Annotated in this window: 18 protein-coding genes and 3 pseudogenes; 12 read left to right on the forward strand and 9 right to left on the reverse strand. The window is 65.5% G+C overall.

All coding sequences use genetic code 11. From position 1 onward, the window contains the following. The first annotated feature begins 242 nt into the window (after positions 1-242). Positions 243-761: a hypothetical protein gene (locus M8523_RS02690; protein WP_282583265.1), complete on the forward strand. Its 519-nt coding sequence runs from the start codon at positions 243-245 to the stop codon at positions 759-761. Positions 762-803: 42 nt separating this feature from the next. Here the strand turns inward: M8523_RS02690 and M8523_RS36555 are convergent, their stop codons facing one another. Together M8523_RS36555 and M8523_RS36560 are read right to left on the reverse strand one after the other, a co-directional pair. Next, on the reverse strand, positions 804-1,031 hold the full coding sequence (locus M8523_RS36555) for a hypothetical protein (protein ID WP_345894210.1): 228 nt from the start codon (positions 1,029-1,031) through the stop codon (positions 804-806). Beyond that, positions 1,028-1,243, reverse strand: coding sequence for a LysE family transporter (locus M8523_RS36560; protein WP_345894211.1), 216 nt, complete (start codon positions 1,241-1,243; stop codon positions 1,028-1,030). Before M8523_RS36560 ends, M8523_RS36555 begins: the two co-directional genes overlap by 4 nt. Positions 1,244-1,490: 247 nt before the next feature. On the opposite strand from M8523_RS36560, the gene M8523_RS02700 reads away from it, so the two are divergent. Next, positions 1,491-2,357, forward strand: a complete 867-nt coding sequence (locus M8523_RS02700) for a LysR substrate-binding domain-containing protein (RefSeq protein WP_282583266.1) — start codon at positions 1,491-1,493, stop codon at positions 2,355-2,357. Positions 2,358-2,497: 140 nt separating this feature from the next. Here the strand turns inward: M8523_RS02700 and M8523_RS02705 are convergent, their stop codons facing one another. Beyond that, positions 2,498-2,860, reverse strand: coding sequence for an NIPSNAP family protein (locus M8523_RS02705; protein ID WP_282583267.1), 363 nt, complete (start codon positions 2,858-2,860; stop codon positions 2,498-2,500). Between the two features lie 42 nt (positions 2,861-2,902). On the opposite strand from M8523_RS02705, the gene M8523_RS02710 reads away from it, so the two are divergent. Together M8523_RS02710 and M8523_RS02715 are read left to right on the forward strand one after the other, a co-directional pair. Beyond that, positions 2,903-3,697 carry an ABC transporter permease gene (locus tag M8523_RS02710; protein ID WP_282583268.1) on the forward strand — a complete coding sequence of 265 codons (795 nt, stop codon included), beginning with the start codon at positions 2,903-2,905 and terminating at the stop codon, positions 3,695-3,697. Then, positions 3,694-4,479 (forward strand): annotated as a pseudogene (locus M8523_RS02715) (ABC transporter ATP-binding protein). The gene M8523_RS02710 and the pseudogene M8523_RS02715 overlap by 4 nt, the downstream one beginning before the upstream one ends. Positions 4,480-4,493: 14 nt before the next feature. Here M8523_RS02715 and M8523_RS02720 read toward each other — a convergent pair. The 5 genes from M8523_RS02720 to M8523_RS02740 all read right to left on the reverse strand — a co-directional run bounded on the left by M8523_RS02720 (position 4,494) and on the right by M8523_RS02740 (position 10,438). Continuing rightward, positions 4,494-5,915: a M20 family metallopeptidase gene (locus M8523_RS02720; RefSeq protein WP_282583269.1), complete on the reverse strand. Its 1,422-nt coding sequence runs from the start codon at positions 5,913-5,915 to the stop codon at positions 4,494-4,496. A 756-nt stretch (positions 5,916-6,671) separates the two neighbouring features. Beyond that, a complete protein-coding gene (locus M8523_RS02725) occupies positions 6,672-7,307 on the reverse strand; it encodes an HAD family hydrolase (protein ID WP_282583270.1) in 636 nt (211 codons plus the stop codon). After that, entirely contained in the window at positions 7,304-8,809 is a 1,506-nt protein-coding gene (locus tag M8523_RS02730) for an FGGY-family carbohydrate kinase (RefSeq protein ID WP_282583271.1), read from the reverse strand. Before M8523_RS02730 ends, M8523_RS02725 begins: the two co-directional genes overlap by 4 nt. Before the next feature lie 15 nt (positions 8,810-8,824). Next, complete coding sequence (locus tag M8523_RS02735; protein ID WP_282583272.1) at positions 8,825-9,625, reverse strand: BtpA/SgcQ family protein; 801 nt, start codon at positions 9,623-9,625, stop codon at positions 8,825-8,827. Between the two features lie 24 nt (positions 9,626-9,649). Further along, on the reverse strand, positions 9,650-10,438 hold the full coding sequence (locus M8523_RS02740) for a DeoR/GlpR family DNA-binding transcription regulator (protein ID WP_282583426.1): 789 nt from the start codon (positions 10,436-10,438) through the stop codon (positions 9,650-9,652). 243 nt (positions 10,439-10,681) lie between these two features. Here M8523_RS02740 and M8523_RS02745 point away from each other — a divergent pair, with 243 nt between their 5' ends. The 7 genes and pseudogenes from M8523_RS02745 to M8523_RS02775 all read left to right on the forward strand — a co-directional run. Further along, complete coding sequence (locus tag M8523_RS02745; protein ID WP_282583273.1) at positions 10,682-11,458, forward strand: SDR family NAD(P)-dependent oxidoreductase; 777 nt, start codon at positions 10,682-10,684, stop codon at positions 11,456-11,458. Positions 11,459-11,581: 123 nt separating this feature from the next. Then, positions 11,582-12,754, forward strand: coding sequence for an ABC transporter ATP-binding protein (locus M8523_RS02750; protein ID WP_282583274.1), 1,173 nt, complete (start codon positions 11,582-11,584; stop codon positions 12,752-12,754). Then, on the forward strand, positions 12,751-13,572 hold the full coding sequence (locus M8523_RS02755; RefSeq protein WP_282583275.1) for a carbohydrate ABC transporter permease: 822 nt from the start codon (positions 12,751-12,753) through the stop codon (positions 13,570-13,572). The genes M8523_RS02750 and M8523_RS02755 overlap by 4 nt, the downstream gene beginning before the upstream one ends. A 59-nt stretch (positions 13,573-13,631) precedes the next feature. Further along, positions 13,632-14,909 carry an extracellular solute-binding protein gene (locus M8523_RS02760; RefSeq protein WP_282583276.1) on the forward strand — a complete coding sequence of 426 codons (1,278 nt, stop codon included), beginning with the start codon at positions 13,632-13,634 and terminating at the stop codon, positions 14,907-14,909. A 37-nt stretch (positions 14,910-14,946) separates the two neighbouring features. Then, complete coding sequence (locus tag M8523_RS02765) at positions 14,947-15,828, forward strand: carbohydrate ABC transporter permease (protein WP_282583277.1); 882 nt, start codon at positions 14,947-14,949, stop codon at positions 15,826-15,828. Between the two features lie 549 nt (positions 15,829-16,377). Continuing rightward, complete coding sequence (locus tag M8523_RS02770) at positions 16,378-16,701, forward strand: transposase (RefSeq protein ID WP_282583278.1); 324 nt, start codon at positions 16,378-16,380, stop codon at positions 16,699-16,701. A 158-nt stretch (positions 16,702-16,859) separates the two neighbouring features. Further along, a pseudogene (locus M8523_RS02775) lies at positions 16,860-17,281 on the forward strand (IS3 family transposase); the annotation flags it as partial. A gap of 28 nt (positions 17,282-17,309) precedes the next feature. On the opposite strand, the gene M8523_RS02780 reads toward M8523_RS02775, so the two are convergent. Continuing rightward, positions 17,310-17,753, reverse strand: a complete 444-nt coding sequence (locus M8523_RS02780) for a hypothetical protein (RefSeq protein ID WP_282583279.1) — start codon at positions 17,751-17,753, stop codon at positions 17,310-17,312. Positions 17,754-17,828: 75 nt separating this feature from the next. Here M8523_RS02780 and M8523_RS02785 point away from each other — a divergent pair. Next, positions 17,829-19,135 (forward strand): annotated as a pseudogene (locus M8523_RS02785) (IS91 family transposase). Positions 19,136-19,480 lie beyond the last annotated feature (345 nt).

The following is a 19,480-nucleotide window of genomic DNA, read 5'->3' on the forward strand; positions in this document are numbered from 1 at the left end:
CGATCCATTGACGCGAGCAGATCGACGGCTTTCGGCACCCCGCCAATCGTCGGTGCCTCCGTCCTACAAGGTCAGAGGTCCAGACGAATAGATTGGAGCCTTTTACCGATGTGGGAAGGCGTCTGCGCCATGCTGAGCCCGCTTTCCGCAGGAGATGGCCTCATTCTGGGGACGAAGTGATTGTTGGCCGAAAGCTGAAAGTCTGCTTCGGGGGAGTTTTTGCTACCAACGAGACGAACCGGATGCTGGTTTACTCAGATGGGCGCGGGCATCTCGTTCATTATGCGGGCGACCGCTTCCTTTGTTTCGAACTGCGGCATGTGGCCGATCCCGGCGAAGCGGTGCAGGGCGACGTGCGACGGCAGGGTGTCGGCGTAGCGGGCCGGCAGGATCTTGTCGGCGGTGCCGACGATCACCCGGACCAGCATGGCGAGCCAGCGAGATCGGCCCGGATCGAAAAGGTCTGGGTCGCGTCGGCGAAGACGGTCTCCGCCACCGCGCGTTGCGTTTCGACCAGGGCCGTTCCCTCGCGCGCTTTAAGCGTCGCGCGCACGAAGGCCGGGCTGATGGTGTCGGATGCCGGACCATCTGATCGCCCGGTACCTGGCGACGGACGTCTCGTGCCGCGCTCGATAGCGGATGACCCGACCCGGTCAGCGGAAGCGCTGACGGTCTATGCAGCGCACCTGTGCGACCGCCCGCTTGGCAGGGCCGGCACCTGGCTGCTTGACGATCTCCGAAAGCGTTTCGAGGCCGTGTGAGCCGGTCTTCAGCGGGATGAAGATAAGGCGCGGGTCCGATCGCTAGATCCAGATGAGCACGATCGACAGCGCGAGAAAGGCCCCCAAGATCATGTTGAGCGCGCGCCATTGCGTGTCGCTCCGCAAGGCGCGGGCGAGAAGAAGGCCGGTAGTGCACCACAGCGACAGTGAAAGAAGGGCGCAGACACCGAACACGGCGCCGAGCAGTCCGCCGAGTTGCCAGGGGCCATCGGCAAGAGCCGCGAAGGAGGCGGCCGCCCCCACCGTCATCCCCCCCATCCCTTTGGGTTATGCCAGAGCATCCACAGGCCCGTGATGAAGCCGGTCGGCTCCGCCGCGCCGGCAAGACGCGGTGTGCCCCGTCGCGCCGTCTGCACGGCAAGCCACAGGAGATAGGCTGATCCCGCAGCTTTCATCGCGAGGGCGAGCATCGGCGCCGCTAGGAGTACGCTGCCGAGGCCGAGAGCCGCGCCAGCCGCCATGGTGGCAAGGCCAAACGCGATCCCTCCGATCAGGGGAGGGACCGCCTGAACCCGAAGTTCGCTCCCGAGATCGTGGCGAGCGTCGTCGCGCCGCCTGGGCTGATTGTGGCGACAAGAACGAACAGAAGGAGGGGGGCGAGTGCGTGCATGGAAGGTAGAACAGCGTGAGTGACGTTTGCCTAGCTTCCGCTCCGGCTTTACGGAAACCAATTTTGCTAATGCCAGATATTAGCCGCACTGATCGGTGATGCCTCGCAACCTCGACGTCGCCCCGTTCCGGACCTTTCTTGCCGTTGCCGATCTGCGAAGCATGACGAGTGCCAGTCGCAGGCTACACCTGACCCAGGGCGCGATCAGCCAACAGATCGCGCGGCTCGAATTGCTCGCCGGTGGTGCCTTGCTGTTGCGCGAGGCTCGCGGGCTGCGTCTGACCGCGCTTGGAGAGCGCCTTCTGGGCCGGGCCCGTGCCTTTGTGGCGCTCAACGACGAAGTCTGGTCCGAACTGGAACGCTCCGATCTGCGCGGTCGCGTGCGACTCGGCGTGCCCTACGACCTCGTCGGCACCACGCTTGCGCCGGCCCTGCAAGGGTTCAGCGAAGCCGCCCCCCAGGTCAAACTGTCCCTCGTCGGTCTGCCGTCGCCAGACCTGATAGACGCCGTGCGGACCGGCCGGCTCGACCTCGCCGTAGCCGAAGAACCGGCCGGCTTCGAAACGGGCGAGGTGCTTGCCGTCGAGCGGCTGCTGTGGGTGGGCGCGAAAGGCGGTCGCGCGCACAGGCGCGACCCGCTTCCGCTTTCGCTTGTGGCCGAAACCTGCGTCTTCCGTTCTGTCGTCGCCGCGGCACTCGCGAAGCACGGCCGTGAAACCCGGGCCGTGTTCGAGAATGGCGGCCTCGATGCCACGCGCGCGACGGTTCGCATGGACCTGGCCGTCTCGGCTTGGCTGACCTCGACAGTGCCCCCGGAGCTCGACATCCTGTACGAGGCTGGACTGCCGGAACTGCCGAGCTTCGCCATCACGGTTCATGGAGCGGCCCAGGCTCAATCAGCGGCCGTGCGCGAACTGCTCAGCCATCTGCGGAATGCTGCGGCGCGACCGCGAGCTGGTTCGTGAAGGTGCCGTGCATCACGGCGCGGCATCAACGCTCGACGGCACGCGACTACGCGGGAGGGAGGACCCTGGAATCTTCAAAACGGCGTTGTCGCTGGCCAACCTGTGGGACAAGCTTCTGCGTTCGTCGAAAGAGCAATGAGCTAAGCCAAGGGTGATGAACCCTGCGGGAGGGCATTGGCCGCGGTGGCATCCAGGATCTGGTCCGGCCCACCCTTGGGAGGCCACACGCCGGCACCGTAAGCGTCTGCGCGGAGCCTCGCGCGTTCTTCCAGGCTCTCGAAACTCCAAATGTGCGTGATCCTCGGTGCGCCATCCAGGGCATACATGTTGGTGACGAGATGATCGGTGTAGTCGCGTGCCGGCGCGATGGCTGCCTCCCAGGCCGAGAGTATCGGGGCAAGGCCGCCCGGCTTGACGCGATAGGTGCGGACCTCATAGATGCCGCCCCGTTGGCCAAGTCGCAGCTCGATCTCGCCCTCGATGCCGGCGTGTCTCAAAAGCACGTCAGTTTTGTTGAAAGTGGCCGCAGCCAACCGAGCCCGCAGATGGTGATCGACTTCGCCGAGGCGCTCGATGTTCCGCGCGGCAGAAGCCTGGTCATCGCGCGGTGTTGCACTTCGCGCCGCCCGGCGGGCGTGAGCGGGCCGGGTGTGGACTTTTCCTTCTTCGGAGCGGTGCTTCTGGAATTGCTACCCGGCATTCCGGTCACTATCGGCCTGACGGCAGCTTCGCTGCTGGTCGGAGGGCTCTTGGCTCTCGTCATGACCTGGGCGCGCCTTCTCGCCTGGCCGGTGGATTTGCTGGTGCGGCTGTTCTCCTTCACTTTGCGCGGGTCGCCGCTGCTGATGCAGATTTTCCTACTTTATTACGGCCTCGGACAGTTCGCGGCGGTGCGGGACAGCTTGTTTTGGCCGGTGCTGCGCCAGCCGGTGTGGTGCGCCATCCTGGCCCTGTCGCTCAACACGGCCGCCTACACGGTGGAGTTCCTCAGGGGCGGTCTGGCGGCGGTGCCGCCCGGCGTCGTGGAAGCCGCTACCGTGACAGGCATGTCGCGCTTCACCACGTTTCGACGGATCATCATGCCGCTGGCCATCCGCCAAGCCCTGCCGGCCTATGGCAGCGAGATCATCATAATGGTGAAATCGACCTCGCTGGCCTCGATTATCACCGTGTCGGAGCTCACGGGCATCGCTTCGGGCATCGCCTCGGCGACGTTCCGACCCATGCAGGTTTTCCTCTGCGCCGGAGCCGTCTACTTGTCCATCAACTTTCTGCTGTCGCGCGGGGTCGCCCGCTTGGAAGGGCACCTGGATCCGCTGCGACGAGGCACGCTGCCATGAAGTCTCACGACGTCGCGCCGAGCGGGCCTGTCCTCTCGATCCGAGACCTCCACAAGAACTTCGGGGCGCTCGAGGTGCTGAAGGGGGTCTCCCTGGACGCCGCCGAAGGCGATGTGATCGCGATCGTGGGCGCAAGCGGATCCGGCAAAAGCACGCTGCTCCGCTGCATCCCATTTTTGGCAGTACCAAGCGCCGGCGTGATCTCCCTCGAAGGTGAGCCGATCAGGCTCGGCGTCGGCAGCGTTCCCGACATGCGGCAGGTGACGCGCCTGCGCAAGAAGCTCGGCTTCGTGTTCCAAAGCTTCAACCTGTGGCCGCACATGACAGTGCTCGGCAACGTCATCGAGGCCCCCGTCTAGGTCCAAAAGCCGACTCGGGCGGATTGCGTGGCGGAGGCCGAAGCGTTGCTTGCGAAGGTGGGCCTCCTTGACAAGCGGAACAGCTATCCGGCGCAACTGTCGGGCGGACAGCAGCAGCGCGCCGCGATCGCCCGTGCCCTGGCCATGCAGCCGCGGGTACTGCTGTTCGAAGAACCCACCTCGGCGCTCGACCCCGAACTTGTCGGGGAGGTTCTGCGGGTGATCCGCATACTCGCCGAGGAAGGTCGCACCATGCTGATCGTAACGCACGAAATCAGCTTCGCGCGCGACGTTTCCACAAAGGCGATCTTTCTCGACCAGGGCCGGATCGAGGAGCAAGGGCCCCCAGCCCAGCTGTTCGATGATCCTCAATCCGATCGGTGCCGCAGGTTTGTCACCCGACACCTCAATCGGGGCGGGTAACAAGTGGCGTCCGCTCAATGAGCCGCCATGTCCAAAGGGGGATCAACATCGGGCGGGATCGGTGACACGAAGGGTTTGTCGCCCACTCGTCGGCGGTGGTCGATTTTGGCTTCGTCGAGGATCTCAGGATTGTTGAAAAGGTCCATGGCTGTGGCAGCCATGACTTTAGCGGCATGAACCATCCCCTTATGAGCTGCGGGCATCTTACCTTGAGCCGTCAATTGCCAGGAGTGACCAGGCGTGCCGATCGCGTAGGTTGCGCCACGGGCCTGCACGGTGGGGGTGACCCAACTCACGGTTCCGACGTCGGTCGAGCCGACGCCGTCGCTACTCCAATCATTGATGTCCACCACCCAGTCGCACAGCGGCGTGTCAGGCCGCGGAGCCTGGCCGGCGCGCTGGTAGGCGGCCACAATCTCGGCATCTGTGAGCGTCTTCTGAATTTCCGCCGCAAATGCACGGTCGGCGGCGTCGAACTTAGGCCCGCCCAGGCGCTCATAGACCCGTCCCATGACGGTCTCGAGGGGACCGTTCCCGATCAGGTTCGCGTCGGCGCTGAGAACACGATGGCTGACACTGGTTTCGGTCATGAGGGTCGCGCCTTGCGCGACTTTGAGGACGCGGTCGAAAAGCTCGCGCATCGTGTCGAGATCGCGAGCGCGCACGAGGTATCGGACAACGGCCCGGGCCTGAACGACATTGGGCGCGATACCGCCCGTATCGAGGATCGCGTAGTGGATCCGCGCCGAACTCGGCATGTGCTCGCGCATATAGTTGACGCCGACGTTCATGAGTTCGACCGCGTCCAGAGCGCTGCGTCCGAGGTGCGGCGCCGCGGCCGCATGGGCGGACCGGCCCAGAAAGGTGAAGTCGGCCTCCATGCAAGCCAGAGACGCGGCGGCGTTGACGCCTGAGAACGCACTGGGATGCCAGCATATCGCCGCATCGACGCCGTCATAGGCTCCGGCACGCACCATATAGGTCTTGCCCGAGCCACCCTCCTCAGCCGGGCAACCGTAATAGCGGACTCGGCCGGGCAGACCGTGCGACGCGAGAAAGTCCTTCACCGCCGTTGCGGCCAGCAGCGAGGCCGAGCCGAGCAGGTTGTGGCCGCAGCCATGGCCGTAACCCCTGCCCGGCAACGGCCGGTGCTCGGCGACCCCGGGTTCCTGCGAAAGGCCTGGCAGGGCGTCGTACTCGCCCAATATCGCAATCAGCGGACCGCCTTGCCCCGCCTCGCCAATAACCGCCGTGGGCATGCCGGCGACCGCTTCCGTCACTTGGAACCCCTCCGCTTTCAGCATATCGACGTGCTCGGCAACGCTCCTGTGCTCGGTGAAGTTGAGTTCAGGCGTGTCGAAGACACGGTCCGCCAAGACCTCGAACGGCTCTCGCTTGGCATCCACCAAATCCCAGATTTCTTCAGCGTTGCGCATTCAATGCTCTCCGACGCAGGTTTCTCGGCCCGCGCTCCTCGGCCAGTCCGTCCGACCTTTCAATGAAAATGGCACGACCCCCGCCGTTGTGGGACGGCAAGGCCCTTCACGTAGACACCACAGCTCAGAAATCGGGATCGAAGCGTGGCGGCTTGTCTGGAAGCATGGATGTGATGCGACCAGTCCCATAGCGATTTCTCGATCCGATCGGAGGCCGGGTAGGTTTGCGGCCTCCTCCTGCGCTGCCAAAGCCTGAACATCGGCCCGTTCGCAGATGCCATTCGCACTGAGCAAATGGCCGCCAGTTGAGTGATCTGCGGCGCGGCCACGCTCGTGCCGTCCAGCGCGAGCCTTGTCCCGCTGCGCGATCCGCTCGCCAGCACGCCGGCATGCACGATCGAGTATCGCTGATCGCGCAGACGTCAACGCCGGCTGGGTTTGCCGGCCTGAGATGGCTGCCGGTCACTGTCGGCCCTCCTGCTGAGTAAGGGGCGACGCGAAGGCTCTTCTCTGCGACCCCGCCGGCGACGATCACGCGACCACCGGTAGCGATAGAGTTGATCATACCTCGCCGCTTTACGGGCGAGGTCGGCGTCATGCCGCCGCACCGAGGGTCACGCGGCTTACCCCGAACTTCTGCCAACTTCCGCTGAGGCACGTACGACCACGACTGCGGCGTCGATCGGGGCACCCCTGTCCATCCCGGCCTTGCCTCCCGATAGTGTTTTTGACCACGTTCCGAAGCCCGATCCACGCTCAGAACCAGCGGAAGATATCGGCTAGTCGTGAAATCGGACTGGCCCCCGCGGTCGCGATACTGGCATCGAAATGCGTCGTGAAAAACGCGACCGGAAGACCTGCCGCTACGGCGGACGTCATGCCGGCAACACTGTCCTCGACGGCCAGAACCTCATAGGGTGCGAGGCCGAACAACCGGGCGGCCGCAGCGTAGGGCTCGGGATCCGGTTTGCCGGCCGAGACATCGTCCAGCGCGATCGTAAAGGCCATGAACCGGGTGATGCCAAGCGCGTCGAGGTTGGCATTCACGACAGCGCGGTGCGAGTTGGAGACGCAGGCCTGCGGAATGCCGCGCGCTGCCAAGGCCGCAATGGTCTCGACGGCGCCCGGCAGCGGCCGCAGCGTGGCGCGATCGCCGATGTAATGCGCCGCGATCGCATCCAGCCACACGGTCTCTTGAAGGTCTGCGGGCATGCGGGACCGGAGCGCGCGCCACACATCGGGCATATGGACGCCGCGGAACTCATCGTCGCGAAGATCCGATAGGTCGACCCCGAAGCCGCGGCTCGCGGCCAGCAGCGCCCGGAGGTGCAGCGGTTCGCTATCCACCAGCGTTCCATCCACGTCCCAAGCCACGGCGCGCAGCGCGGTCATGCCGGATCCCGATTGGCCGCAAGTCGCTGGTATAGGTTGCGATAGGTCAGAAAGCCCGCGGCATAGACGGCCGCGCCGGCTGGATCGGGCTGGATGAGTTCGCCTTCGCGCACCAGTTTGGCCGCGCCGCTCCAATCGTCGGTGCAGCCCGTCCCCACCGCCGCGGTCCAGGCGGCGCCGATGCACGACCCGAGATGCCCGCTCAGCGTCTGTAGTGGCTGCTGAAGCACATCGGCCACGATCTGCATCCACACTCGACTGGCCGATCCGCCGTCCGACACCAGGAACCGCGTGGTCGAGTGCCCCATGGCGTTCAGCACCTCCACGTGATGGGCGATCGCATACGCGTAGGCTTCCAGCATCGCGCGCCAGAGGTGGCCGAGATCGTGGCTCAGCGTCAGGCCGCTGAAAACGCCACGTGCACCGGCATCGTGGATGGGGGTCTTCTCGCCGAGAAAATAGGGCAGGACGGTCAGGCCCTCGGCCCCTGCGGGACGCGCCCCAGCCAGCGCGTCGAGATGCTGATGCAGGCTCAGCCCGGCGGCCTCGGCCGCGGCACGCTCACCGCCCGCGAAAGTCATCACCATCCAGTTCAGGCCCGAGCCGCCGGTCGACATGCAGCCGTTGGGCATGAACAGGCCCGGCACGAGATGGTAGTCGAGGAACATCCGGGCGTCGGGCGCCACGATGTCGGTGGCGACCAGCACATCGATCGAACCGCCGAACTTGAGCAAAATATCGCCTTTGGCCACCACCCCTGCCCCCAGTGCCGAGGCGATCATGTCGGCCGCGCCGCCCACCACGGGGACGCCGCCCGGCAGGCCGGTGGAGCGCGCGGCCTCGGCCGAAACCCGACCCAGCACCGCATGGGAACGGACCACCGGGGGCAGCGCGCCCGTCGGGCAGTGGGCGAACGCTGCCATGGCGGGGTCGATCACATGGGTCGCAAGGTCGATAACGCCGGCTTCGAGCGCCCAGTTCTGCTCGATAGCCCGCGTGCCGGTGAGCTGCCAATTGATGTAATCGTAGGAGCCGAACACCGTCGCGATGCGGCTGAAGACGTCGGGCTCATGCGTCTCGATCCAGCGCAGCTTGGCGCCCACGAGCTGCTGGTTGATGCCGTTGCCGGCCCGCGTCAGGAAGTCGGCCTCGGGCCATTCGGCCCGCATCGCCTCGACCTCCTCCCCGCAGCGCCCGTCGCTCTGCTGGATGCTGGGGCGAAGCACCGCGCCGTCGCGATCGAGCAGCACCACGGCGGGCAGCATGCCGGTCACCCCGATGCCCGCGATGTCCTGCGTCGGCACCGCGCTGTTCGCGAGCAGCTCCTGGGAGATCGCGCAGACATTGGCCCACCACTGCGCCGGGTCCTCTTCGGCCCAGCCCGGGTGTGGGGCCCGTAGGGTCACCGGGCGCGTCGCCACTGCAAGCACCTGATCGGGCAGGCGAAGTAAGACTCCGATAGTCGAGGTCGTGCCAATGTCGAGTCCGATGACGCAAGGCATCGCGGGGTCTCCGGCTCAGCGCAACTGTCCGACCTTGTCCATGAAGCGATTGACCCGGTTACCGTCCACCGCGTTCCAGGTGATGCCATCTTGCTTGAAGTGGGTGCCGATCACGACGCCGCTTGCCAAGCGCAGCACCTCCGACACGTTGTCGAGATTGACGCCCGTATTGGCGAACACCGGAACGTCTCGGATCGTCTCGCAGACCTTGCGCAAGTCTCCGGCATCGGCGGGCTGGCCGGTGATGGGGCCCGAGACCAGGATCGCGTCGGCGAGCGAAGAGAACACCGCGCTTTTGGCGCGCAGCTCGATCGGCCGCTGGTCGAGAGAATGGGCGAATTCGGCGTTGATATTGAACAGCATCTTGAGGTCCGGCCGGCCGAGTTGCGCGCGCAACCGCGCTGGCGTGGCGCAGTCGGGCTGCCAGAGGCCCATGTCGGACGCGAACAGGCCGGTGAAGATCTCGCGCACGAAGCTCGCACCCGTCACGGCCCCGATCGCGACGCTGGCGGTCGGATCCCACAGATAGTTGACGCCGAACGGCACCGTGAGCATCGGCTTGAGAATCTGCACCACCGCGGTCATGGCCGCGAGACCCTCGGGAGGCGCCTTGAACACATAAGGGCGGTCGTTCTCGTTGCCGAACATAATCGCGTCGACGCCGCCACTCTGGAGTTGTTCGATGTCGCGCGCGACATCGTCGACCAGTTTCTGGATGCCGCCCCTGGCGTCATAGAGCGGGGAGCCCGGCAGGGCCCCGATGTGGGCCATTGCGATGACGACCTTGGTCTTGCTGCCGAAAAAATCGAAAACCATGGGATGTCTTTCCTGTCGCGCCGGTCAGGCGCCTGATGAAGCCGCGGGTGGGGCAAGGATCACCTCGACCCCGGCGGCGTCGAGCGCGGCCTGGATGTCGGGCGGCGGCATGGCATCGGTCACCAGCGTGTCGACGGTGTCGAAGCCTGCCACCCGCACCAGCGACATGCGTTGGAATTTCGAAGCGTCGCAGAGCACGACCTTTCGGCTGGAGCGGCCGAGATACACCCGCTTTACCTCGGTATCCTCGATGGAATAATCGAACAGCCCATCGGCCGTGAGGCCGGACACACCCAGGAATGCGACGTCGAACCACAGCTTGGCGAAGGCCGCCACGGCATCCGGGCCGCCGATCGCCATCTCGGTGCCGCGCACGCGGCCCCCCGGCACGAAGACCTGCTGGGCGCCGTCCGACAATGCAGCGGCGATCCGCAGCGAGTTGGTGAAAAGGTGCAGACCGACCCGGGCGCGCAGCAATTGCGCCAGCAGAAACGCGGTCGCGCCCACGTCGAGCGCCACAGTCCGGGCATCGTCGACCAGCGGAAGCGCCGCAGCCGCGACGCGCTCTTTTGCGCCCCGATCGCGGCTAAGCCGGGCGTCGAAGCTCGGCTCCTCACGGTCCACCGCGATACCCTGCAACGCCACGGCGCCGCCGTGCAGCCGCTTGAGATGACCCTCCCGCTCAAGATCGACGAGGTCGCGGCGGATCGTCATTTCCGAGACCGCCAAGCGTCCGGCGATCTCGGCGACCTGCACGGAGCCGGTCTGGCGCACCGTCTCGAGGATCGAGGCGCGCCGCACGTGCGCCAGCATCGGTCTGGCGCCGCGCCGGTCCGGGGTCACGGCGTCCAGTGCGTGGGAAGCGCGCGCGAACTCGGTGGACGGGACGGTCTCGGCGGGTGGGCTGCGTCGCAGGTGGTTGGGCATCAACGCTTGTCCGGCTTATCGGTCCGCAGGAGCGCCGCTCCACGATCGGGACCAAGCTTGTTAAAAGTTCGGATTTTTGCGTATATGTTCAAATCGCCATTTTGTCCAGGGTCGACCATGAGCCAAGCCGTGACACTCGCTTCCGACATCGCCGGCCAGCGCGCGATTGTAACCGGGGGCGCCACCGGAATCGGGCGGGCCATCGTGGCGGCTCTGGTCCGTCATGGCGCCTTGGTGGTGATCGCCGACCTCGACGCCGCGGCCGCGGCGCAGACCGCAGCAGCGCTCGGGGCCGCAGGCGCGGTCGCCATGGACGTTCGCCGCCGCGACGCGGTTGAGACCGGCTTCGAGGCCGCTCTGGCAATCCTCGGCGGGTGCGACATTCTGTGCGCCAATGCGGGTGTCTCCACCATGAACCGCGCCGTCGATCTCACCGACCAGGAGTGGAATTTCAATTTCGACGTCAACACACGCGGCGTGTTCCTCACCAATCAGATCGTGGCGCGGCACTTTCTTGCGGCAGGAAGTGGGACAATCGTCAACACCGCCTCGCTCGCGGCCAAAGTTGGGGCGCCCTTGCTGGCGCATTACTCCGCCAGCAAGTTCGCGGTGCTGGGCTGGACCCAGGCACTCGCACGGGAGCTCGCGCCGCACGGCATCCGGGTCAACGCCGTCTGTCCTGGCTTCGTGAAGACCGGCATGCAGTCGCGCGAGGTCGAGTGGGAAGCTCAGCTGCGCGGGATGACGACCACCGCCGTGATCCAGGACTATGTCAGCCAGACCCCGATGGGCCGCCTCGAGGAGCCCGAGGATGTCGCCGATCTAGTGGTATTTTTGTGTTCATCGGGCGCTCGGTTCATGACCGGCCAAGCCATCAACGTCACGGGCGGCGTCTACACAACTTGAACCAGCGAGTCACACTCGAACAAAAGATGCCAAATTATATCTTGAAATGTTCGTGAATGTTGTCAGTCTGTCGCTCGGTCGCACATCAATAGCGATGTGGGCGCGGCTGAACAGAAGGACCGCATGGCCTCGATCGAGCTCCGTCACGTCTCAAAGCGCTACGCCCCCACCGTGTACGGCGTCCGGGACGTGTCGCTGCGCATCGAAGATGGCGAGTTCATCATCTTTCTCGGCCCCTCGGGCTGCGGAAAATCCACCACGCTGCGCATGATCGCGGGCTTAGAAAGCGTCTCGGACGGCGAGATCCTGATCGGCGGGCAGGCTGTCAACGCCATACCGCCGCGCGACCGCAACGTCGCGGTCGTGTTCCAGAGCTACGCGCTTTATCCGCACATGAGCGTCGCACAGAACATGGCCTTCGGCCTCAAGATGCGCGGCACCGACCCTGGTCTTATCCGGTCGAAGGTCGATCAGGCCGCGACCCTGCTGGGCCTGACCCCCTACCTGGACCGTAAGCCTGCCGCGCTGTCAGGCGGCCAGCGCCAACGCGTCGCGCTCGGCCGCGCCATTGTGCGCGATCCGGCCGCCTTCCTGCTCGACGAGCCGCTCTCCAACCTCGACGCCCAGTTGCGCGGCGAGATGCGCCTGGAGCTCGTCAAGCTGCACCGGCGGCTCGGCCGCACTATCGTGCACGTCACCCATGATCAGGTCGAAGCCATGACGATGGGCGATCGCATCTGCATCATGCGGGGCGGCGCGATGATCCAGGTCGGTCGGCCGCTGGAGGTCTACGCCAATCCGGCCGAGACCTTCGTGGCGCGTTTCCTCGCGACCCCGCCCATGAACCTGATGCCGGCCGTGCTGCGCGGCGCTGGCGGCGACGACCTCGTGGTTGAAACCGGCGAAGGGCTCGCGCTCGCGGTGCCATCGCCCTATCGCTCCGCCTATGCGGCCTATCGCGACAAGCCCGTAATCCTGGGGCTGCGGCCCGAGGATTTCTATGAGGCGCCCCACGCCTCGGATTGGCAGCCCGTTCCGTTCACGGTGGTGGCTGTGGAGGCCCTGGGGGCGGAACTAGTTCTAGTCGGGCAGGTCGGCGCGACTGGCGGCGTGGCCCCGCAAAAGATCGCGCCCCCTCAGGAAATCGCTGTCCGGCTCAGCCGCCATGTCGTGGCAGAGCCCGGGCAGATGCTGACCCTTTCTCTCGATCCAAACCCGATGCATCTGTTCGATGTGGAGACCACCCGGCTGATCCCGCGCCCGGCGCCCGGCGTGCCCGCCCGGAGGGTCGCATGAGCACGGCGTTCGGCTCCACGCGGTCCAACATCGGGCTGCACGTCGGTCTGATGGCGATGTGCCTCGTCATCGTGCTGCCGCCGCTCTGGGTGCTGCGCACCAGCCTCGTGCCGGAACCACAAGCCTATTCGACCAGCGTGATGCCCGGCTTCACGCTGGACAATTACATCGCGCTGCTCACGCGCAATAAGTTCGGCGTCTTTTATCTCAACAGCGTTGTCGTGGCGCTTGGTTCGGTCGTCGTCGCCCTCCCGTTCGCGGCCATGACCGGCTACGCCTTCGCGCGGTTCCGCACCGGGGGGCGCTTCGCCCGGTTTCTGGTGCTCGCCACCCAGATGCTGCCGCCTGTGGCGCTGGTGCTGCCCACCTTCGCGATCTTTCGGGCGACAGGTCTCACCAATTCGGTGCCAGGCCTCATCCTGGCCTATGCGGCCATCAACCTGCCGTTCCTCACCTGGATCCTGATGGGGTTCTTCGAGGGCGTGCCGATCGACCTCGAATGGGCCGCCATGACCGATGGCGCAACGGCCTGGGGTGCGTTCTGGCGCATCGTTGTCCCGGTGTCGCTGCCCGGCCTCGCGGCCGCTGGCGTGCTAGGCTTCATTCTATCCTGGAACGAGTTCCTGTTCGCACTGGTCCTTACCGGCCCTTCCACGCAAACCATCCCGGTCGCGCTTGCGTCCCTGCAAAGCTCCAACGGCGTGCAGATCGCCAAGGTCTCGGCCGGAGTCGTGCTGGCCGTGCTGCCGCTCGTCATCGCGTCCCGCTTCATCCAGCGCTTCATCGTGCAGGGGCTGACCTTCGGGAGCGTGAAATAGCCGTTGAGTCCCGGTCTCGGGCTGCCGCCAAGCATGAAACGTCGAAACGGGAGAATGCCATGACCATCAAGTCGCTGCTGCTTGCCACTACCAGTCTGCTGGCCGCCCTAACACTGCCCGCGAAGGCTGACCCGATCGTGCTGCGGGCCCTGATGGAGGATGTGCCCGAGACGCAGATCATCGAGGCCATGCTGCCGGAGTTCAAGAAGCAGACTGGCATCACGGTCGAGTTCGAAAAACTCGCCTACGGCGACATGCACGACAAACTCGTGACCCAGCTTACCGGCGCCAGCAGCGCCTATACGGTGCTGGAAGTCGACTTCCTGTGGGCCGGTGAGTTTCCGGCCGCCGGCTGGCTGACCGAGCTTTCGCCGCTGGTGCAGAGCGCCAAGTTCGACCTGTCCCCATTCATCCCCTCGATGCTCGATCTCGTGGGGCACAGCAACGGCGGGCTCTACCTGATCCCCATGTACAATTACAGCATGGGGATGATCTACCGGACCGACCTCATCACGGATCCCAAGCTCGCTGCAGCCTGGAAGACCGTGAACGGCAAGGAGCTGACCGCGCCGAAGTCGCTGGCCGACTATGTCTCGCTCTCGAAGTTCATGAAGGCCAATGCCGGCATCGCGGGCGCGGCCATGCAGGGCCAGCGGGGCGACCCCAACGCGATGGAGTTTTCCAACTATCTGTTCTCGGCCGGGGGCCGCTATCTTGACGATAGCGGCAAGGTCGCGCTCGACAGCCCCGAGGGCAAGACCGCGCTCGACCTCTACGTCGACAACGTCAAAAACGGCGCTCAGCAGGGCGCGCTATCGGCCACGCTCGACGATACGCAGCGCCTGATGTGCGACGGCAAGGCCTTCAGCATGATTACCTATTGGTGGATGTTGCCGCAGATCGACGACGCCAAGAAGTGCCCGGCGGTAGCCGGCAAGGTCGCGCTGTCCGTCATGCCGGGCGGCCATGGAGAGAGCGGCGGCTGGGGCTGGGGCATTCCCAAGAACGTCGATGCGCCGACCCGCGATGCCGCCTGGACGTTCATCCAGTGGGTGCAGGGCAAGAAGATCTCGGTCGCGCGGGCACTCGAAGGCCACGCCCCGGTGCGGGCGGACGTTTATAGCGACCCGGCGGTCCTCGCAAAATTCCCGAGCTATTCCATGGCGCAGGACGTCGTGGCGAGCGGCAAGGCGTTTCCGATCTTCGCCTATTCGGCACAATACGAGGATGTGCTCGGCACGCAGCTATCGCTCGCGGCAGGCGGCCAGGCCGACACGCCTACGGCGTTGAAAGCCGCGGCGGACGGCCTCGCCGACCTGATGAAGAAGGCGAAATAGGGCGCCGCCCCCTTCGCAGCGCCCTGGAGCTTACCTGGTGGCAACGAGCCTGCGCTTCGATCGCGAGTGGCGCACCGGCTGGGCGTTCGCCCTGCCGGGCCTGTCGCTGCTCGCCATCGTGATGGGCTTTCCGCTCGTCTATGCAGCCATCATGGCGGTTTCGTCCATGACCTTGCTGCACCCCAGACTACTGCCCCTGGTGGGCTGGGACAACATCGCCCTTATGATCGGTAATCCGGGCTTCCGTCACGCATTGTGGCTGACGTTCGGCTATTCGGTCGTGACCGTCACGGGTGAGTTCGTGATCGGTCTCGGGCTCGCGCTGATGCTCAACAGCGTCGTGGCGCTCAAGCCGGTCTACTTCGCGATCCTGACCATCCCTATGGCGATGTCGCCGGTCAGCGTGGGGCTGATCTGGCGCATGCTCCTGCAGCCCAACCTCGGCATCGTCAACGCCATGCTGGAGGCCGCGCACCTACCGCGGGTGGATTGGCTCGGCTCGGCCGATCTCGCATTCTGGACCATGGCGGGCGTAGACATCTGGCAGCAGATGTCCTTCGTGGTCCTGATCCTGGCTGCCGGGCTCGCAGCGCTGCCGCGCGACCCCTACGAGGCCGCAGAGGTGGATGGCGCGCGGCCGTGGCAGCAGTTCTGGTATCTCACCCTGCCGATGCTGCGGCCGGTGGCAGCCATCACGGTCATCATCCAGCTCATTAACGAGTTCCGGACCTACGATCTCGCCTATGTGCTGACCAAGGGCGGCCCCGGCGTGTCGACCGAGGTGCTGAGCTTTTTCGCCTATCGCCGGGCGTTTCTCGGCCTGTCCCTGAACGAGGGCGCGGCGGCGTCCTTCGTGCTGTTGCTGGTGGTCTTGGTCCTCACTCTGATTTTCTTCGTGATCACGGAGCGTAAAGCGTAAAGGCCGGGTCGAACCGCGTTCAAGGCAAGGCTGGCCAGCAGCGCCAGACCTGCTTGGTTCCCTGATCCTTTGAGCATTCTCCATGCGCGGTCAGGACGTCGGCGGGCCTCATTGGGCCTAAAGATCCTTTATCGATCATGGTTCGGGCTGGGACCGTGCACAGTGCCAATGACCGTCAGGATGCGACCATCGTCCGTGAAGGACGCCGACCTCTCCCTCTATGGCTTCGCGTCCAACGTCTTCTTCGGAGCCGGAGTGAATACCCGGCAGGACGGCAAAGATGGCCGAAGACCGAACCCGCTGCGCGGGAGGCGCGCGCGTGGCGAGGTTTGAGATAGGGCGCCGTTTGGAGCGCATGGTTTGAGCGGCATCTGAGGCGGGGGAGCATCGAGGGTCCTTTCACCCAAGGAGCCCTCCGATGGACGATGTCATTCCCGCTGCCCCGATCAGCCCGCTTCGCCAACGCCTGATCGACGACATGACCATGCTCCAGTTTGAGATTGACCCGGTTTGGTGGACACCCTGAAGCTTTCATCAGAGGTGTTCTCAATGCCGAAGACCCGCCCGCCGTATTCGGCTGAGTTCCGCCGTCAGATGGTCGATCTGGTTCGCGCCGGTCGCCATCCGGACGATTTTGCCCGAGAGTTCGAGCCGACCGCGCAATCGATCCGGAACTGGACCGCGGATGCCGACAAGAAAGAGAGTCGGCGGGAGGAGGTGCTGCCTGGCCTGAATGTGGCTGAGCGGGACGAACTGATCCGACTGCGGCGTGAGAACAAGCAGCTTCGCGTCGAGCGGGACATCCTGTCAAAAGCCGCGGCCTGGTTTGCACGGGAGACCGGGGCGCTCCCGTCCGGCTCTTCCGGTTCATGAGCGGAGCCAGCTTGAGGCTCCGGCCAGCGAAGCTGGTTGGAGAAGCTGGCGGAGAGGCGAACCAGGCCTGCTTTCCGGTTTCCACCATGGCGCGCGTGCTCGGCGGAGCCTGCCAGGGCCCACGCCAAGCGTAGCTTGGTGGGGTGGCAGGCGGAGGTGTGTCCAAGGCGGGCTACTACGCCTGGCGGCACAGGTCGCTGTCCAGCCACGCGGTTGCCGACGCGGCGTTGCTGAAGCGGGTGCGGACCGTGCACGCCAGTTCGCGGCAGACCTACGGCGCTCCTCGTATTCACGCCGATCTCCAAGGCCTTGGCGAGCGCCATGGCCGCAAACGATTGCGCGCCTGATGCGAGAGGCTGGGTTGGTCGGTGCCAGTCACAGGCGTGGTGGCCCGACCACGACGCTGCGGGACAAGGATGGACGGCCTGCGCCGGACCTGGTCGATCGTAACTTCAAGGCATCCGGTCCGAACCAGCTCTGGGTCGCGGACATCACCTATGTGCCCACGGCAGCCGGCTTCCTCTATCTGGCCGTCGTTCTTGATGCGTGGAGCCGCAAGATCGTCGGCTGGTGTCAGGCGACATGACAAACTAGCCCCCCGTATTGCCTCATGTCGGAATGTTACCCAGCGTTCCAATGTCGCCTAGGGGATCAGGAAGCCGACGGACGGCGGAATCGGCGCGGAGACTCGACACCCCGTCCGAGATCAGCCGGCGCGCGACCGTCATACGCTGTGCCGCGATCGCACGCTGAAGCGTCCGCAGATGCTTGGGGCCGAAGATATCCGGCGCGAGCGTGGTGAGCCGCTCCAAAGCTGCGACCGCGGACAGGCTTGGGTCGTTTTCCATCCAGTCCCGGATCTGATCGCCGTAGGGTGCCAGCATGCCAAGCCGTTTCGGGATCGGCTTGCGGCGGCGATAGGGCCGGCGGTGGATGGCTCGCGGCTCGCCGCCTCGGGGTTGAACCGCCGAGGCCAAGTTGGAGGTGGCCGCCGTCGCCGGATCGATGGCATCCTCCGCCAAGCCTCGCCGGTCCACCCAGTGCCCCAGCACGGTGCGCGCCGTGACCAGTCCACTCGACAGGCTCGGTCTCTTCGTGCCCGACCAGGGGCGCCCGGCGGCTGAGGCGTGCCGACCTCCTCACTGGAGATCGCCGATATCTTCCGGGCCGCAGGCCCAGCTTACCGGACGAAGCAGCTCAAGGTTCCAGGCATGCGCAGCATGGCTGGAACCTTGAGCTGCGGAGGGCGCTCACGCCGGGCATTTGAGCCTGCATCAGCTCAAGATCATGGCGGCGATCCAGAACTGCCGGACAGCCGCTCTGGGCGGCCATGTCGAAGGCTGCGACGACTGCGGCCACCTTCGCGTCGCTTATAACAGCTGCCGCAACCGGCATTGCCCCAAATGCCAGGGAGCTGCAGCACGGACATGGCTGGCCGAGCGCGAGGCCGACCTGTTGCCGGTCGGTTATTTCCACGTTGTCTTCACGCTGCCGGCCGAGATCGCCGAGATCGCCTGGCAGAACAAGACTGTCGTCTACGACCTGCTGTTCCGGGCAGCGTCCGAGACGATGATGACCATCGCCGCCGATCCCAAGCACCTCGGCGCCCGCATCGGCATCACCGCCGTGCTCCACACCTGGGGCGGAGCCTGCCAGAGGCTCCGCTCAGCGAAACTGAGATGGAGTGGCAGGCGGAGGGTCGGCGATGACGCACCATCCCCATGTTCACATGATCGTGCCGGGCGGCGGCATCGCGCCCGATGGCCTGCGCTGGGTCGCTTCGAAGCCCGCCTTCCTCCTGCCGGTCCGGGTGCTCGGCAAACTCTTTCGTCGGCTGTTCCTGACCCGCCTGACGGAGTTGCACCATGCCGGAAAGCTCACCTTCTTTGGCGCCCAGGCCGAGCTTGCCGACCGGCGTCGCTTCCTGCATCACCTCGCGCCGGTGAGAACGAAGCGCTGGGTCGTCTACGCCAAGGCGCCCTTCGCCGGGCCTGAAGCCGTGCTCGCCTATCTGTCGCGCTACACGCACCGCGTTGCGATCGCGAACCGGCGTCTGATCGCCTTCGACAAGGCCGGCGTGACCTTCCAGTACAAGGATTACCGTCGCAGCGGCCCCGAACGCCGGCAGGTCATGAGGCTCGACACGGACGAGTTCATCCGCCGATTCCTGCTGCATGTCCTGCCACGTGGCTTTCACCGCATCCGCCATTACGGGCTGCTCGCCAGCGCCACCCGCAAGGCCAACATCGCCCGCGCCCGCGAACTGCTGGCCGTCTTGCCGCCGCCCGATCCCGTCGCACCCCTCGAACCACCCGATCAGCGACCGCCCTGTCCTTGCTGCGGCGGTCGGATGCGTATCATCGAGACATTCGAACGATGGATGCAGCCACGCGCACCGCCTCGTGCGTCCGCGACAACCAAGGCGCCGGCGTGACCCTGCACGGCCTGATCTTCCTCCACGTCGCAGCCATGCCGCTCCGACGAAAGGCCAGATGCGCGTCGCTCGTCCGTGACCATGTGAGACGCGACCACCCCACCGCCCGAGGGGCCTGCCAACAGACAATCAGTCCAGCTATCCCGCGCTCCGGCTCAAGACGGAATGCGTCTTGGCGCCCTTAGACCGCGTTCCACCACGCGCCTGAACTTTAAATCCCCATAGCGCGACCTGGACACCGCGGGTTCGGTCTTCGGCGACTTTCGTACGCCTCACAGCGCCCGAAACTCTTCACGAAAGTGGAAAAGCAGGTTCGTACAGGGCGCTTGGAAAGTGGTCCTTTGG

Source organism: Lichenifustis flavocetrariae (genome assembly GCF_026130545.1).
GTDB lineage: Bacteria > Pseudomonadota > Alphaproteobacteria > Rhizobiales > Beijerinckiaceae > Lichenihabitans > Lichenihabitans flavocetrariae.

Coding starts and splice junctions, on each gene's coding strand:
- M8523_RS02750 (WP_282583274.1), top strand. CDS start 11,582: ATGGCCTCGATCGAGCTCCGTCACGTCTCAAAGCGCTACGCCCCCACC.
- M8523_RS02770 (WP_282583278.1), top strand. CDS start 16,378: ATGCCGAAGACCCGCCCGCCGTATTCGGCTGAGTTCCGCCGTCAGATG.
- M8523_RS02710 (WP_282583268.1), top strand. CDS start 2,903: ATGGTGATCGACTTCGCCGAGGCGCTCGATGTTCCGCGCGGCAGAAGC.
- M8523_RS02720 (WP_282583269.1), bottom strand. CDS start 5,915: ATGCGCAACGCTGAAGAAATCTGGGATTTGGTGGATGCCAAGCGAGAG.
- M8523_RS02725 (WP_282583270.1), bottom strand. CDS start 7,307: ATGACCGCGCTGCGCGCCGTGGCTTGGGACGTGGATGGAACGCTGGTG.
- M8523_RS02735 (WP_282583272.1), bottom strand. CDS start 9,625: ATGGTTTTCGATTTTTTCGGCAGCAAGACCAAGGTCGTCATCGCAATG.
- M8523_RS02755 (WP_282583275.1), top strand. CDS start 12,751: ATGAGCACGGCGTTCGGCTCCACGCGGTCCAACATCGGGCTGCACGTC.
- M8523_RS36555 (WP_345894210.1), bottom strand. CDS start 1,031: ATGACGGTGGGGGCGGCCGCCTCCTTCGCGGCTCTTGCCGATGGCCCC.
- M8523_RS02740 (WP_282583426.1), bottom strand. CDS start 10,438: ATGCTGGCGCACGTGCGGCGCGCCTCGATCCTCGAGACGGTGCGCCAG.
- M8523_RS02700 (WP_282583266.1), top strand. CDS start 1,491: ATGCCTCGCAACCTCGACGTCGCCCCGTTCCGGACCTTTCTTGCCGTT.
- M8523_RS36560 (WP_345894211.1), bottom strand. CDS start 1,243: ATGGCGGCTGGCGCGGCTCTCGGCCTCGGCAGCGTACTCCTAGCGGCG.
- M8523_RS02760 (WP_282583276.1), top strand. CDS start 13,632: ATGACCATCAAGTCGCTGCTGCTTGCCACTACCAGTCTGCTGGCCGCC.
- M8523_RS02730 (WP_282583271.1), bottom strand. CDS start 8,809: ATGCCTTGCGTCATCGGACTCGACATTGGCACGACCTCGACTATCGGA.
- M8523_RS02690 (WP_282583265.1), top strand. CDS start 243: ATGCTGGTTTACTCAGATGGGCGCGGGCATCTCGTTCATTATGCGGGC.